10 protein-coding genes are annotated in these 15,285 nt (G+C 66.1%); 8 read left to right on the forward strand and 2 right to left on the reverse strand.

The annotated features are described in order from the left end of the window. The first annotated feature begins 13 nt into the window (after positions 1 to 13). On the forward strand, positions 14 to 1,033 hold the full coding sequence (gene galE, locus F464_RS0100745) for a UDP-glucose 4-epimerase GalE (protein ID WP_026295632.1): 1,020 nt from the start codon (positions 14 to 16) through the stop codon (positions 1,031 to 1,033). Between the two features lie 45 nt (positions 1,034 to 1,078). Here the strand turns inward: galE and F464_RS0100750 are convergent, their stop codons facing one another. Continuing rightward, positions 1,079 to 1,378, reverse strand: a complete 300-nt coding sequence (locus F464_RS0100750; RefSeq protein WP_018987847.1) for a hypothetical protein — start codon at positions 1,376 to 1,378, stop codon at positions 1,079 to 1,081. 117 nt (positions 1,379 to 1,495) lie between these two features. Then, complete coding sequence (gene uvrA / locus F464_RS0100755; RefSeq protein WP_018987848.1) at positions 1,496 to 4,324, reverse strand: excinuclease ABC subunit UvrA; 2,829 nt, start codon at positions 4,322 to 4,324, stop codon at positions 1,496 to 1,498. 134 nt (positions 4,325 to 4,458) lie between these two features. Between uvrA and F464_RS0100760 the strand changes: the two genes are divergently transcribed. The 7 genes from F464_RS0100760 to F464_RS0100790 all read left to right on the forward strand — a co-directional run bounded on the left by F464_RS0100760 (position 4,459) and on the right by F464_RS0100790 (position 15,221). Continuing rightward, positions 4,459 to 5,643: an MFS transporter gene (locus F464_RS0100760; protein WP_018987849.1), complete on the forward strand. Its 1,185-nt coding sequence runs from the start codon at positions 4,459 to 4,461 to the stop codon at positions 5,641 to 5,643. Positions 5,644 to 5,667: 24 nt separating this feature from the next. Beyond that, positions 5,668 to 6,156 (forward strand): single-stranded DNA-binding protein, encoded by a 489-nt coding sequence (gene ssb / locus F464_RS0100765; RefSeq protein ID WP_018987850.1) that lies wholly within the window; start codon positions 5,668 to 5,670, stop codon positions 6,154 to 6,156. Positions 6,157 to 6,592: 436 nt separating this feature from the next. Further along, positions 6,593 to 8,746: a hydantoinase/oxoprolinase family protein gene (locus F464_RS0100770; RefSeq protein ID WP_018987851.1), complete on the forward strand. Its 2,154-nt coding sequence runs from the start codon at positions 6,593 to 6,595 to the stop codon at positions 8,744 to 8,746. Between the two features lie 14 nt (positions 8,747 to 8,760). Beyond that, a complete protein-coding gene (locus F464_RS0100775; RefSeq protein WP_018987852.1) occupies positions 8,761 to 11,085 on the forward strand; it encodes a hydantoinase B/oxoprolinase family protein in 2,325 nt (774 codons plus the stop codon). Positions 11,086 to 11,107: 22 nt separating this feature from the next. Beyond that, positions 11,108 to 11,614 (forward strand): acetone carboxylase subunit gamma, encoded by a 507-nt coding sequence (locus tag F464_RS0100780; RefSeq protein WP_018987853.1) that lies wholly within the window; start codon positions 11,108 to 11,110, stop codon positions 11,612 to 11,614. 201 nt (positions 11,615 to 11,815) lie between these two features. Then, positions 11,816 to 12,835: a WD40/YVTN/BNR-like repeat-containing protein gene (locus F464_RS0100785; protein ID WP_026295633.1), complete on the forward strand. Its 1,020-nt coding sequence runs from the start codon at positions 11,816 to 11,818 to the stop codon at positions 12,833 to 12,835. 10 nt (positions 12,836 to 12,845) lie between these two features. Continuing rightward, positions 12,846 to 15,221 carry an efflux RND transporter permease subunit gene (locus F464_RS0100790; protein ID WP_018987855.1) on the forward strand — a complete coding sequence of 792 codons (2,376 nt, stop codon included), beginning with the start codon at positions 12,846 to 12,848 and terminating at the stop codon, positions 15,219 to 15,221. The last annotated feature ends 64 nt before the right edge of the window (positions 15,222 to 15,285 follow it).

Raw genomic sequence — 15,285 nt, forward strand, 5'->3', positions numbered from 1 at the left:
CGGAGGTGGTGCTTTGAGTACGGTGCTTGTGACGGGCGGGGCGGGATACATTGGAACGCACACCTGCGTGGCTTTGCTGGAAGCGGGCCACGACGTCGTGGTGGTCGACAACCTGTGTAACAGCAAGGCGACGTCGCTCGACAGGGTCGAGTCGATCGCGCGGCGCGGGCTACTTGGCTTCTACCAGGCTGACGTTCGCGATGCGCCCGAGATGGGGCGGGTTTTTGCGGCGCATCGCATCGATGCGGTGGTTCACTTCGCTGCGTTGAAGGCGGTCGGCGAGTCCGTTGCGCATCCGCTGGCGTATTACCAGAACAACGTCGGCGGGCTGTTTTCGCTGGTCGAGGCGATGGAGGCGGCGGGTGTCCGTAGGCTAGTGTTCAGTTCCTCGGCGACGGTGTACGGGGATCCGGCGACGGTGCCGATCCGCGAGGATTTTCCGACCGCGCCGGAAAATCCGTATGGACGCACAAAACTCATGTGCGAGGACGTGCTGCGCGACGTTGGCGCCTCGGACCCGCGTTGGCAGGTCGTTTTGCTGCGTTACTTCAATCCGGTCGGGGCCCACCCGAGTGGGTTGATCGGCGAGGATCCGGGCGGAAAGCCGAACAATCTGATGCCGTACGTGAGCCAGGTGGCGGTGGGGCGCCTGCCCGAACTGAGGATTTTTGGCGGTGACTATCCGACGCCCGATGGAACGGGGGTGCGCGACTATATCCACGTTGGCGACCTCGCGGCGGGGCATGTGGCGGCGGTCGAGCGCATGGACGGCTTGCCCGGGGTGAGTTGCGTGAATCTGGGCACGGGGCGCGGCTATAGCGTGCTGGATGTGCTGCACGCTTTCGAGCGTGCATGCGGGCGGAAGCTGCCGTACTGCATCGCGGCGCGCCGACCCGGCGACGTGCCCGCATATTGGGCGGATCCTGCGCTCGCACGCGAAGTGCTGGGGTGGGAGGCGCGGTTCGATCTGGACGCGATGTGCCGCGATGCGTGGCGATGGCAATCGCAGAACCCGAACGGCTATCTGGACTGAGGACCGCTTCGGAGTGTACGGCTCAAGCGAGAAGGGGCGCGCGGCTTACCAGGATTTGCGCAGCCGGTTGCGGTACTGGACGTCGTGCGGGAGGACCTTCTGCATCGGTTCGAGGTGTGCCGCGACGATGTCGCTGGCCTTCGCGAGAGTTTCCGCGGTGAGTTGCGGCAGTTCGCTGGTGCGCGCCGTGAGGCGCACGACCTGTTCGATGGCACGTTTGCGCTGCTGCTCCTCGGTTGCCTGATAGACGCCAAGGCCGGCCTCGAGCAGGGTCTTGAGGATCTTTACGCGGCGTTCGATGCGGTCGAGGAATACGCTCTGGACGTCGTTGGGGACTGCGGGCATGAGTTTCTCCTTCATCTTGCAGGCGGTGCCATGAGGCGATCGCCGTATTGTCCGGAATACTCGTGGTGGGTTTGCTTCAAATTGTAAGTGCGATCGGAGGTGTTTTCTCCCCCGGATTCAAGCTTGCGCGCTTAGCATGCGTTTGAGATAGCGGCCGGTGTGGCTCTCGGGGTGGGCGGCGATCGCTTCGGGTGGCCCGCTGCACAGGATCCGTCCGCCGCGGTCGCCGCCCTCGGGGCCGAGGTCGATGAGCCAGTCGGCCGTCTTGATGACGTCGAGGTTGTGCTCGATCACGACGACGGTGTTGCCGTGGTCGCGCAAGCGGTGGAGGACGCCGAGGAGCAGTTCGATGTCGCGGAAGTGCAGGCCGGTCGTCGGTTCGTCGAGGATGTAGAGGGTGCGGCCGGTGTCGCGCTTGGACAGTTCGAGCGCGAGCTTCACGCGCTGCGCTTCGCCGCCTGAGAGGGTCGTCGCGCTCTGGCCGAGGCGGATGTAGCCGAGTCCGACGTCCATCAGCGTTTCGAGCTTGCGTGCGACGGTAGGCACGGCGTTGAAGAATCCGAGGGCGTTCTCGACGGTCATGTCGAGCACCTCGCAGATGGTCTTGCCCTTGTAGCGGATCTCCAGCGTTTCGCGGTTGTAGCGCCGGCCGTGGCAGACGTCGCACGGGACGTACATGTCGGGCAGGAAGTGCATTTCCACCTTGATCATGCCGTCGCCCTGGCAGGCTTCGCAGCGGCCGCCCTTGACGTTGAAGGAGAAGCGGCCGGGGCCGTAGCCGCGGGCGCGGGCGTCGGGAACTCCGGCGAAGAGTTCGCGGACCGGTGTCAGCATGCCGGTGTAGGTCGCGGGGTTGGAGCGCGGGGTGCGGCCGATGGGACTCTGGTCGACGTTGATGACCTTGTCGAAATGATCGAGGCCATGTACCGCCGCGAAGGAGGCGGGTTCGGTCGTCGATCCGTAGAGGTGCCTGGCGGCCAGCGCGTACAGGGTATCGTTGATGAGAGTCGATTTGCCGGAGCCGGAGACGCCTGTGATGCAGGTGAAGAGGCCGATGGGGATGGCGAGGTCGACGTTCTTGAGGTTGTTGCCGGTGCAGCCTTCGAGGCGCAGCTGGAACTCGGGATCCGGGGGGGCTCGGCGCGCCGGGACGGGGATGGTGTAGCGACCGGCGAGGTAGGCGCCGGTGAGCGAGGCTTCGCTCGCGACGATGTCGGCGGGGGTGCCCCGGGCGACGATTTCGCCACCGTGCACGCCCGCGCCGGGGCCCATGTCGACGACGTAGTCGGCGCAGCGGATGGCGTCCTCGTCGTGTTCGACGACGATCACGGTGTTGCCGAGGTCGCGCAGCTGGTGCAGCGTGCCCAGGAGACGGTCGTTATCACGCTGGTGCAGGCCGATCGAGGGCTCGTCGAGGACGTACATGACGCCGGTGAGGCCGGAGCCGATCTGGCTGGCGAGGCGGATGCGCTGCGCCTCGCCGCCGGAGAGGGTGTCTGCGGAGCGATCGAGCGAGAGGTAGTCGAGGCCGACGTTGATCAGGAAGCTCAGGCGGTCGGAGATTTCCTTGACGATCTTGGCTGCGACCAGGCCGCGGTGGCCGGTGAGCGCGAGGCCGTCGAAGAAGTCCTTGCATTCGCCCAGGGGCATGCGGCTCACCGCGTGCAGCGTGCGGTCGCCGATGAGGACGTGGCGCGCCTCGGTGCGCAGGCGGGTGCCGTGGCAGCTCGGGCAGGCTTGGGTCGCGCGCAGCTTGGTGAGTTCCTCGCGCACGGCGGTGGAGTCGGTCTCGCGGTAGCGTCGCTCCAGGTTGGGGACGATGCCTTCGAAGGGGTGTTCCTTGGCGACCATGCGGCCGTTGTCGGAGAGGTAGCGGAAGGCGATCTTGTGGCGGCCCGAGCCATGCAGGACGACCTGACGGACTTCGTCGGGCAGGTCGCAGAAGGGGGTGTCGATCTCGAAGCCGTAGTGGTCGGCGAGGCTTGCGAGCATCTGGAAGTAGAACTGGTTGCGCCGATCCCAGCCGCGGATGGCGCCGGCGGAGAGCGAGAGCTCGGGGTGGGCGACGACGCGTGTCGGGTCGAAGAATTCGACCTGGCCGAGGCCGTCGCACTTGGGGCAGGCGCCGGCCGGGTTGTTGAACGAGAACAGGCGGGGCTCGAGTTCGGCTAGCGCGTAGCTGCAGACCGGGCAGGCGAAGCGGGCGGAGAAGAGGTGCTCGGTGCCGCTGTCCATCTCGACCGCGATGGCGCGGCCGTCGGCGTGGGTCAGCGCCGTTTCGAAGGATTCGGCGATGCGGCCGCGCAGGTCGGCGCGGACCTTGAGGCGGTCGATGACGACTTCGACAGTGTGACGGCGGCCCTTTTCGAGCGCGGGCATGGTGTCGAGTTCGGCGATCCGGCCATCGACGCGCACGCGGACGAAGCCCTGCGCGCGCAGGTCGGCGAAGAGGTCGCTCTGCTCGCCCTTGCGGTGGGCGACGACGGGCGCGAGGATCATCAGGCGCGTGTCTTCGGGCAGGGCGAGGACGTGGTCCACCATCTGCGAGACGGTCTGCGCCTCGAGCGGGCGCTCGGGATGGTCGGGGCAATGCGGCGTGCCGGCGCGTGCGTAGAGCAGGCGCAGGTAGTCGTGGATCTCGGTGATCGTGCCGACCGTGGAGCGCGGGTTGTGGCTGGTGGCTTTCTGCTCGATGGAGATCGCAGGCGACAGCCCCTCGATCAGGTCGACGTCGGGCTTTTCCATCAGCTGCAGGAACTGGCGCGCGTAGGCCGACAGCGATTCGACGTAGCGGCGCTGGCCCTCGGCGTAGAGCGTGTCGAACGCGAGCGAGGACTTGCCGGAGCCGGACAGGCCGGTGATCACGGTCAGCCGGTTGCGCGGCAGCTCGAGGCTGATGTTCTTGAGATTGTGGGTGCGGGCGCCGCGAATGCGGATTTCGTCCATGGGGCGGGCTGACCAAGGGTAACGTGCCACTATACGAGAGAACGTCGACGCAAGCCAAACAGGCGGGCGACGGGTGCTAGAATCGCCGTTTTGTTCCAGCCCCAAGACAGATGGCCCGACCCGAGCACGATCCGATGACCCCCGCAGAACGCCGGGCTGGTGCGAGCCTTGCCGCGATTTTCGCGCTGCGTATGCTCGGGCTGTTCCTGATCCTTCCGGTCTTTTCGGTGCACGCGCATCATCTTCCGGGCGGCGACAATCTGACCCTCGTGGGCCTGGCGATCGGCGCCTATGGCCTGACGCAGGCTTTCCTGCAGATGGCTTATGGCGTGGCGTCGGACCGCTTCGGCCGCAAGCCGGTGATCGTGTTCGGACTCGTGCTGTTCGTGATCGGCAGCGCCGTCGCGGCAGTCGCCGGAGATATCGGGACGGTGATCGCGGGGCGCGTGCTGCAGGGGGCGGGCGCGATCTCGGCGGCGGTCACGGCGCTTGCTGCGGACCTGACGCGCGACCAGCACCGCACCAAGGTGATGGCGATGATCGGTTCGAGCATCGGACTGGTTTTCGCGCTGTCGATGGTGGCGGCGCCGATTCTGTATAATGTCATCGGCATGAGTGGGATCTTCTGGTTGACGGCCGTGCTCGCGGCTGCGGCGATCGGTGTGGTGCTGTACGTCGTGCCGGCGGCGCCGCCGGTGCCGCGGGCACCGACCGGGCTGTTCGGCGAGGTGTTCCGCGATGGCCAGCTGATGCGGCTGAACGTTGGGGTTTTCGTGCTGCACCTGATCCAGACGGCGATGTGGGTGATGGTGCCGGCCGCGCTGGTGAGCGGTGCAAACCTGCCCCTGCCGGAGCACTGGAAGGTCTATCTGCCCGCCGTATTGCTGTCGTTCGCGGCGATGGTGCCGGCGGTGATTGCGGCAGAGCGGCGCAATCTCATGAAGCAGGTGTTCGGCGCCGCGGTCGCGCTGCTGGTGGTCGTGCAGGCGGGGCTGTTCGCTTTTGGCCAGAGCGCCGTGACGCTGGGCCTGTGGCTGACGCTGTTCTTCGTCGCCTTCAACGTACTCGAGGCGATCCTGCCGTCGTGGATCTCCAAGGTGGCGCCGGCGCACGCGAAAGGCACGGCGCTCGGCCTGTACAACACGCTGCAGTCGATCGGGCTGTTCCTCGGTGGAACGCTGGGGGGCTGGCTGGCCGAACACTTCGGCAGCGGCGCCGTGAATCTGGTGTGCGGCGTGCTCGCCGTGATCTGGCTGCTGTTGGTCGCCTCAATGAATCCGCCCGCCCGCCGCGTGACGCCGGCGTCGGCGGCACACTAACCTGAAACATCGGAGGAGAACCTCATGGCTTCCCTGAACAAAGTCATCCTGATCGGCAATCTGGGCCGGGATCCGGAAACGCGCTATGCGCCGAGCGGCGACGCGATCTGCAACATCACCGTGGCGACCACCGAGACGTGGAAGGACAAGCAAAGCGGCGAGAAGAAGGAGGCGACCGAGTGGCACCGCGTGGTGTTCTTCGGGCGGCTGGCCGAGATCGCTGCGCAGTACCTGCGCAAGGGCAGCCAGATCTACGTCGAAGGGCGCCTGCAGACGCGCAAGTGGCAGGACAAGGACGGCCAGGATCGCTACACGACGGAAATCCGCGGCGACGAGATGAAGATGCTGGGTTCGCGTCAGGGCGGCGGTGGTGGCGATGCGCCGATGGGCGGCTATGATGCCCCGGCTGCGGCGCCTGCACGCCAAGCTCCGCAGCAGGCTCCTGCGCAGAAGGCTCCGAGCCAGTCGGGCGGCGGCGGTTTTGGGGACTTCGACGACGATATTCCGTTCTGAAACGCATCGCTTCCTGACGCACTGAGTATCCAACGCGAAGCCCTTGTGGCTTCGCGTTTTCTTTTGTGCCGTGCGGAACGGCGGTGGGGCTCGGTGCGTGTCCCGCCCGTGCGCATGAGCGGGACCGTCTGCGCCGGCCGTGCCGACTTGGACGGTGTCCGCCTTTTTCCGTTTTCTCCTGTTTCGTATCGTCCGGACGCCCTGACGGGTGACCGGTGCGTCCGTTCGACTTCCGGACGGTCTCCATTTTCTGGTCGTACGTTCCGCGCATCGTTGCTTGTTGCGGTGCACGGCGTGCGTGGCGTTTCTCCCTCATTTGCAGGCGCATCGGCTTGCTGCGTTGCAGCGGCCGATATCTGGCACGGCCGCTGCAAGAGGTCTCCCGGGGGCCGGCAGCATCGGCGACTCGACAATCCAGGAGATGATGGAGACAAACATGGAAGTCCAACAGGCAGCATCACAGGTACAGGTGATGGGCATCGATGCCGGCGGCACGATGACTGACACCTTCTTCGTGCGGGAAGACGGCCGCTTCGTCGTCGGCAAGGCGCAGAGCAACCCCGGCGACGAGTCGCTGGCGATCTACAACTCCTCTGTCGATGCACTGGCCCACTGGGGCCGCGAGGTGGACGAGGTCTATCCCGAGCTCGTCACCTGCGTGTATTCCGGCACCGCGATGCTTAACCGCATCCTGATGCGCAAGGGCCTCGACGTGGGCCTGATCTGCAACCGCGGCTTCGAGCAGATCCACTCGATGGGGCGCGCGCTGCAGAGCTATCTCGGCTACGCGCTGGAAGACCGCATCCACCTCAACACGCATCGCTACGACGAGCCGCTGGTGCCGGTATCGCGTACCCGCGGCGTGACCGAGCGCACCGATGTGCAGGGCAAGGTGGTGATCCCGCTGCGCGAGGAGGAAGTGCGCCAGGCGACGCGCGAACTGGTCGAAGCCGGCTCGCAGGCGATCGTGATCTGCCTGCTGCAGTCGCACAAGAACGAGAGCAGCGAGCAGCGCGCCCGCGATGTCGTGAAGGACGAGCTGGCGAAGCTGAAGGTCGATATCCCGGTGTTCGCGTCGGTGGATTACTACCCGTCGCGCAAGGAAAGCCACCGGATGAACACGACGATCCTCGAAGCCTATGGTGCCGAGCCGTCGCGTCAGACGCTGAAGAAGGTCAGCGACCGCTTCAAGAAGCACGGCGCGAAGTTCGACCTGCGGGTGATGGCGACGCACGGCGGCACGATCTCGTGGAAGGCCAAGGAACTGGCGCGCACCATCGTCTCCGGCCCGATCGGCGGCGTGATCGGCTCGAAGCTGCTGGGCGAGTACCTGGGTGACGAGAACATCGCGTGCTCTGACATCGGCGGCACCTCCTTCGACGTCGCGCTGATCACCAAGGGCAGCTTCGCGATCAAGTCCGACCCGGACATGGCGCGCCTGGTGCTGTCGCTGCCGCTGGTGGCGATGGACTCGGTCGGCGCGGGCGCGGGAAGCTTCGTGCGTCTCGACCCGTACAGCAAGTCGATCAAGCTGGGGCCGGACAGCGCGGGCTACCGCGTCGGTACCTGCTGGCCGGAAAGTGGCCTGGACACGGTGTCGGTGTCCGACTGCCACGTTGTGCTGGGCTACCTGAACCCGAACAACTTCCTCGGCGGTGCGATCAAGCTCGACGTGCAGCGCGCCCGCGACCACATCAAGGCGCAGATCGCGGACCCCTTGGGGCTGTCGGTGGAAGATGCGGCGGCGGGCGTCATCGAGCTGCTCGACCTGACGCTCTCCGAGTACCTGCGTGCCAACATCAGCGCGAAGGGCTACAACCCGGCCGAGTTCACGTGCTTCTCGTACGGCGGTGCGGGCCCGGTGCATACCTACGGCTACACCGAAGGCGTCGGCTTCAAGGACGTCGTCGTGCCGGCGTGGGCAGCGGGTTTCTCGGCTTTCGGCTGCGCCTGCGCGGACTTCGAGTACCGCTATGACAAGTCGGTGGACCTCGGCGTCGCGCAGTTCGCGCCCGACGCGGACAAGGCGGCGGCCTGCGCGAGCCTGCAGGATGCGTGGGAGGAACTGGCGGTCAAGGTCATCGACGAGTTCGTGATCAACGGCTACAAGCCCGAGGACGTGCTGCTGATCCCCGGCTACAAGATGCAGTACATGGGCCAGCTGAACGACCTCGAGATCGTGTCGCCGGTGTCCACGGCGGCGACGGCGGCCGACTGGAACCAGATCATCGACGCCTTCGAGACCACCTACGGCCGCGTCTATGCCAACTCGGCACGTTCGCCCGAGCTGGGCTTCTCGATCACCGGCGCGATCCTGCGCGGCATGGTCGTCACGCAGAAGCCGGTGCTGCCGGAAGACCCCGACTGCGGCCCGACGCCGCCGAAGGAAGCCTACCTCGGCACCCGTCCGTTCTATCGCCACAAGCGCTGGGTCGAGGCCGCGCTGTGGAAGATGGAGTCGCTGAAGGCGGGTAATCACATCGTCGGTCCCGCGATCATCGAATCGGACGCGACGACCTTCGTCGTGCCCGACGGCTTCGAGACGACGGTCGACAAGCACCGCCTGTTCCATCTCAAAGAAGTGAAGTAATCGAGGAGACCGCCATGAACATGATGACAAACAAGGAACTCGGCTTTGCCGATTTGCTCAAGAACGGCCAGACGCTGAAGCAGTTCCGCGACGGCATCATCGAGCGCACGAAGGCCAGCGGCCACTACAACGGGTTGGAAAAACTGGAGCTACGCGATGCCGATCCGATCGGCTACGAGAAGCTCTTCTCCAAGCTGCGCGGCGGTCTGGTGCATGCCCGCGAAACCGCGAAGAAGATCGCCGCGAGCCCGATCGTGGAGCAGGAAGGCGAGCTGTGCTTCACGCTGTACAACGCCGCGGGCGACTGCGTGCTGACTTCGACCGGCATCATCATCCACGTCGGCACGATGGGCGCGGCGATCAAGTACATGATCGAGAACAACTGGGAGGGCAATCCCGGCATCAATCCCGGCGACATGTTCACGACCAACGACTGCGCGATCGGCAACGTGCACCCGTGCGACATCGCGACCATCGTCCCGATCTTCTGGGAAGGTCGGCTGATCGGCTGGGTCGGCGGCGTGACGCACGTGATCGACACCGGCGCGGTGACGCCGGGCTCGATGTCCACCGGCCAGACGCAGCGCTTCGGCGACGGCTACATGATCACCTGCCGCAAGACCGGCGTGAACGATGAGCCGCTGCGCGACTGGCTGCACGAGTCGCAGCGTTCGGTGCGTACGCCCAAGTACTGGATCCTCGACGAGAAGACCCGCATCGCTGGCTGCCACATGATCCGAGAGCTGGTCGAGGACGTGATCCGCGCCGACGGCATCGAGGCTTACGAGAAGTTCGCCTTCGAAGTCATCGAGGAAGGCCGCCGCGGGCTGATGAGCCGCATCAAGGCGATGACTCTGCCGGGCAAGTACCGCAAGGTGTCCTTCGTCGATGTGCCCTTCAAGCACGAGGACGTGCAGGTGTCGAACGCCTTCGCCAAGCTCGACTCGATCATGCACTCGCCGTGCGAGATGACGATCAAGCCGGACGGCAAGTGGAGGCTGGACTTCGAGGGTGCGAGCCGCTGGGGCTGGCATACCTTCAACGCCCACCAGGTGGCCTTCACGTCGGGCATCTGGGTGATGATGTGCCAGACCCTGGTGCCGACCCAGCGCATCAATGACGGGGCCTACTACGCGACCGAGTTCCGCCTGCCCAAGGGCACGTGGTGCAACCCGGACGACCGTCGCACCGGCCACGCCTACGCCTGGCACTTCCTGGTCTCCGGCTGGGCGGCGCTGTGGCGCGGGCTGAGCCAGTCCTACTTCAGCCGCGGCTATCTGGAAGAAGTCAACGCCGGCAACGCCAACACCTCCAACTGGCTGCAGGGCGGCGGCATCAACCAGGACGGCGAGATCCACGCGGTCAACAGCTTCGAAGCTTCGAGCTGCGGCACCGGTGCCTGCGCCGTGAAGGACGGCCTGAACCACGCGGCTGCGATCTGGAACCCGGAAGGCGACATGGGCGACATCGAGATCTGGGAGATGGCCGAGCCGCTCCTGTATCTGGGCCGCAACGTCAAGGCCAACTCCGGTGGTTACGGCAAGTATCGCGGTGGTTGCGGCTTCGAGACGCTGCGCATGGTGTGGAACGCCCAGGACTGGACGATGTTCTTCATGGGCAACGGCTTCATGAACAGCGACTGGGGAATGATGGGCGGCTACCCGTCGGCGACCGGCTATCGCTTCGAAGCGCACAAGACCGGCCTGGAGCAGCGCATCGCGATCGGCGACTCGCTGCCCCTGGGCGGCGATCTCGATCCTTCCGCCCCGGACTACGAGCGCCACATCGACGCCACCGCGACCGTCAAGCGCGACAAGCAGTGCATGACGACCGAGGACTGCTACGACAACCACGACCTGTACCTGAACTACCTGCGCGGTGGCCCCGGCTTCGGCGACCCGATCGATCGTGACCCGAAGGCGATCGAGGCCGACCTGAACCAGAAGTTCCTGCTGCCGGAATACGCGCAGAAGGTCTATGGCGCGGTCTTCACGCAGGACGCGAAGGGCGTGTTCGCGGTCGATCCGGCCAAGACCCAGGCCCGCCGTGCCGAGATGCGCAAGGAGCGCCTCGCCCGTGCGCTGCCGACCCGCGAGTGGATGAAGGAAGAGCGCGAACGCATCGTGAATAAGCATGCCGCTGTGCAGGTGCAGCACATGTTCGCGACGAGCTTCGCGCTGTCCGAGAAATTCACGAACGAGTTCAAGGCCTTCTGGAACCTGCCCGCCGAATGGCAGCTGCTGGAGACCGAGTTGGGCGTGCCGTCCTACGGCTCCAAGCACCGCATGGACCTGTCCCTGCTGCCCGACGTCACGACCGTCGTCCAGGTCGAAGAGTGATCACCGAATCAAGGAGCCGGAAATGACTACCTACACCAATGAACAGGTCTCACACCTCGTCGAGGGCTCGCTCGACTGGGAAACGACCTTCCGCATGCTGTCGATGCCCAAGGACAACAGCCGCTTCGAGCAGTACGTGAAGGCGCTGCAGGCCAAGGTCTCGTTCCCCCACAAGATCGTGCTGCCGCTGGGGCCCCACCTCTACATCGTGCAGGACGCGAAGACCAAGCAGTGGGTCACGATGTGCGACTGCGGCCACGACTTCGGCGATTACCGCGAGAACTGGAAGCTGAACGCGGCGATCTACGTGCGCGACACCGAGGAGTCGATGACCGAGGTGTATCCCAAGCTGATGGCGCCGGATACGCAGTGGCAGGTGTATCGCGAGTACTACTGCCCGACCTGCGGCACGATGCACGACGTCGAGGCGCCGACCCCGTGGTACCCGGTGATCCACGACTTCGAGCCGGACATCGAGGCGTTCTACAAGGAATGGGTGGATCTGCCCGTCCCGGAAAAAGCGGCCTGAGCCGTCACTGCCGGGCGGTAGGCCCGGCGCCTGCGGGCCGGTGCCTCCATGACGGAGGTGCCGGCCGGGGCCCCCGGGGCTTGCAGGCCCCGACATTTTCCCGAATTCACCGACACCCATGCGGAGCGCGAGCCCTGCAGGGCCTCGGCTACGCAAAAAAACGAAAGTCGCGCGCCGTCCCCCGGCGTGGAGGAGAGAGTGATGCTGCGTCGATTGAGGAAATATGGAGGCGGCGCCCGCGGCGTCGTCACGTTGATGACGTCGTCCGCGCCGCTGGTGATTGTCGGTGGCTTGCTGTACGCCGGGCTGTTCGTGAAGGCCGAGGCGGTGGTGCAGAAGGTCGAGCCGCCGGCCATCGAGCGGCGCGACGCCTTCTACGGCGTGGCGGCGCCGGACGAGCGGACGGTTTGGGCTGTCGGTGCGGGCGGCAAGATCGTGCGCAGCGAAGACGGCGGGGATTCGTGGGTGCGCCAGTCCCTGAACATCGACGCGAACCTCCAGGGTATCGCCGCGTGGGACGACAAGACGGCGGTCGCGGTCGGCAACGGCGGCGTGGTCGTCGCGACGAGCGATGGCGGCGCCACCTGGACCCGGGCGGAGATCCCCGGCAGCAACAATCCGAACAAGCTGTTCCGCGTTCGCATCGCCGGCGACTCGGCTTGGGCGGTGGGCGAGTTCGGCGCGCTGCTGCGCTCCACGGACCGCGGCGCGACCTGGACTCGCGTGCTGCCCGAGGAGGACCGCGCGTGGAACGACATCGCCTTCGTTGGGGACTCGGGCTGGCTGGTCGGGGAGTTCGGCGCGCTGACGAAGAGCACGGACGGCGGTGCGACGTGGAACCCGGTCGAGATGCCGAACAAGGTGAGCCTGATGAGCGTGGCCTTCCGCGACGCGCGCAACGGCGTCGCGGTGGGGCTGGCCGGGACGCTGCTCGTGACGAGCGATGGCGGCGACAGCTGGAAGCAGGTGCCGGCCCTGACGCGCGAGCACTTCTACAGCGTGGTGTGGGACGAGGGCCGCTGGCTGGCGGTCGGCGACAAGGGCGTGATGGCGAGCGCCGACGCGGCCGCGGCGCAGTGGCAGCTCGGGCGCGTGGCCGAGGGCGACGTGTCGTGGCGCACGCAGATTGCTCGCGCCGGATCGCGCTACTTCCTCGCCGGCAGCAACCTCGCCGTGCTCGACGACGGCGCGCTCCGCGTCGCCGGTCGCTCGCGGATGTGAGGGGACCCCAATGAAGAACTCCACGTTCGGCAAGGTCGACGCGACCTTCGCCTACCTCATCCGCTTTCGCGCCCTGGTGGTCGCCGCGGTCGCCCTCGTGACGCTCGCGATGGGCTGGCAGGCGAGCCAGATCGAGGTGAAGACCGTCTTCAGCGATCTCCTGCCCCGCAACCATCCCTATGTCGAGGTGAACCAGCGCTTCAAGCAGACCTTCGGCGGCTCGAACATGGTCAGCATCATGCTCGAGGTGAAGCAGGGCGACATCTTCGACCCGGTGGTGCTCGGCAAGGTGCAGAAGCTCACGGTCGACCTGCAGCAGGTCGAAGGCATCGACACCTACCAGATCATTTCGCTCGCGTCGAAGAAGATCAAGGAGGTACGCGCCTCCACCGAAGGCGTCGAGTCGCGGCCGCTGATGTGGCCGGATCTGCCCGAAGGCGAGGCGGGCCTCGCGGCGCTGAAGGCGGCGGTGCTCAACAACCCGCTGGTGTATGGCCCATACGTGTCGACCGACCTGAAGGCGACGCTGGTGACCATCGATTTCAGCGACGGCAACATGGACTACACGCGCGCCTTCAACCAGCTGATGAAGCTGGTCGACGAGACCGCGGGCGACGGCGTCGAGGTGCGCATCGTCGGGGAGCCGGTGCTGTACGGCTGGGTGAATCACTACCTGCACGAGACGCTGACGATCTTCTTCGCCGCCGTCGCCGCGCTGGTCGTGCTGCTGTGCCTGATCACGCGCACCTGGCACGGCACGGTGCTGCCGCTGCTGGCGGGACTCGTCAGCGCGATCTGGGCACTGGGCGCCGCGCGCCTGATGGGCTTCCACCTCGATCCGCTGGTCGTCGTCGTGGCCTTCCTGATCACCGCGCAGGCGATCTCGAACTCGGTGCAGCTCATCGCCCGTTTCGACGACGAGACGCGGCAGGGCACGCCGGGTGCAGCCGCGGCCGCGCGGGCCAGTGCACGCAACCTGTTCAAGCCGAGCATGCTCGCGATCGTCGCGGACGCGGGCTGTGTGCTGGTGGTTGCGCTGACGCCGATCCCGTTGCTGCAGAAGATCTCCTTCATCGGCACGGTGTGGGTGCTCACCATCGCCATCAGCGCGCTGATCCTCACGCCGGTGATGTTGTCGTGGTTCGGCTCGCGTCAGCGCTTCATCCATCCGGTGAATATCAACCCGCTGCTGATGCGCATCCTCGGCCTGTGTTCGGCGATTGTCACGACGCGCTGGCGCTTCGCGGTGCTGGGCATGGCGGGCGTGGTGTTCGTCATGTCCGGGCTGTACGCCTTCAACCTGAAGGTGGGCGACGCAAATCCCGGCTCGCCGATCCTGTGGCCGGACTCCAGCTACAACCGCGACGCCGCCGAGATCAACCGCCAGTTCCAGGGCTCCGACCGGATGTTCGTCGTCGTCGCCGGCAAGGAGCCGGGGGCGCTGCGCGAGCCCGAGGTGCTGTCGAGCATGACGCGCTTCCAGAAGTACATGGAGGCGCAGCCCGAGGTCGGCGGCAGCGTCTCGCTCGCGGACATCCTGCCGCAGGTGAATCGCGTGCTGCGCGAGGGCAACCCCATGTACCAGGAGCTCGGCAAGAGCGCGGAGGAGAACGCCGAGCTGATGTACATGTTCGTGTCGGGCTCCGACCCCGGCGACATGGACCGCTACGCCGACGCCGACGCGAAGAACGGGGCGGTGACGTTGTTCTTCCGCGACCACCAGGGCGAGACGATCCGCACGGCAGTGGCGCGGGTGCGCGACTACGTCGAGCAGCATCCGGTGAAGGGCGCGGATTACCTGCTCGCGGGCGGACTGGTCGGCGTGCTGGCGGCGGTGAACGAGGTGATCCTCGCGGGCCAGATCGAGGCCATCGCGCTCGCGCTGCTGGTGCTGGTCGTGTGTTGCACGGTCACCTACCGCTCCACGGTCGCGGGCGTGTTCTTCATGATCCCCGTGCTGCTGTCGAACACGATCACCTTCAGCTACATGGCGTGGCAGGGCATCGGCATGAACATCAACACGCTGCCGGTGGTCGCGCTGGGGATCGGGCTGGGTGTCGATTACACCTTCTACATCGTCGATGGTATCCGCGAGAACCTGCACCGCTCGCACAACGTCGAGCGCGCGATCGTCAATGCGTTGATGGGGCCGGGCAAGGGCGTGCTGATCACGGCGATGACGCTCATCACCAGCGTCGTGCTGTGGCACTTCTCGTCGCTGCGCCTGCAGGCCGACATGGGCGTGCTGATCGCGCTGTGGCTGTTCATCTCGGCGTTCAGCGCGCTCTTCATCATGCCGGCCCTCGTCTATGTGTTCCGGCCGGAATTCATCGTCGGCAGCAAGCGCCATCCCATCGAGCAGGCCGAACCCGTGCTGGTCGGCTGATCCATACCCCGCGGGCGCGACGGCACACCCACCGCGTCCGCCCGTGACCCCTTCAGAGCAGTGA

This window comes from Aromatoleum toluclasticum ATCC 700605, from assembly GCF_000378245.1.
In the GTDB taxonomy this organism is placed as follows: domain Bacteria; phylum Pseudomonadota; class Gammaproteobacteria; order Burkholderiales; family Rhodocyclaceae; genus Aromatoleum; species Aromatoleum toluclasticum.

What these genes read in the sequence shown, in the direction of transcription:
- F464_RS0100775 (WP_018987852.1), top strand. Translation starts at nt 8,761, where the DNA reads ATGAACATGATGACAAACAAGGAACTCGGCTTTGCCGATTTGCTCAAG.
- ssb (WP_018987850.1), top strand. Translation starts at nt 5,668, where the DNA reads ATGGCTTCCCTGAACAAAGTCATCCTGATCGGCAATCTGGGCCGGGAT.
- uvrA (WP_018987848.1), bottom strand. Translation starts at nt 4,324, where the DNA reads ATGGACGAAATCCGCATTCGCGGCGCCCGCACCCACAATCTCAAGAAC.
- F464_RS0100780 (WP_018987853.1), top strand. Translation starts at nt 11,108, where the DNA reads ATGACTACCTACACCAATGAACAGGTCTCACACCTCGTCGAGGGCTCG.
- F464_RS0100770 (WP_018987851.1), top strand. Translation starts at nt 6,593, where the DNA reads ATGGAAGTCCAACAGGCAGCATCACAGGTACAGGTGATGGGCATCGAT.
- F464_RS0100790 (WP_018987855.1), top strand. Translation starts at nt 12,846, where the DNA reads ATGAAGAACTCCACGTTCGGCAAGGTCGACGCGACCTTCGCCTACCTC.
- F464_RS0100750 (WP_018987847.1), bottom strand. Translation starts at nt 1,378, where the DNA reads ATGCCCGCAGTCCCCAACGACGTCCAGAGCGTATTCCTCGACCGCATC.
- F464_RS0100760 (WP_018987849.1), top strand. Translation starts at nt 4,459, where the DNA reads ATGACCCCCGCAGAACGCCGGGCTGGTGCGAGCCTTGCCGCGATTTTC.
- F464_RS0100785 (WP_026295633.1), top strand. Translation starts at nt 11,816, where the DNA reads ATGCTGCGTCGATTGAGGAAATATGGAGGCGGCGCCCGCGGCGTCGTC.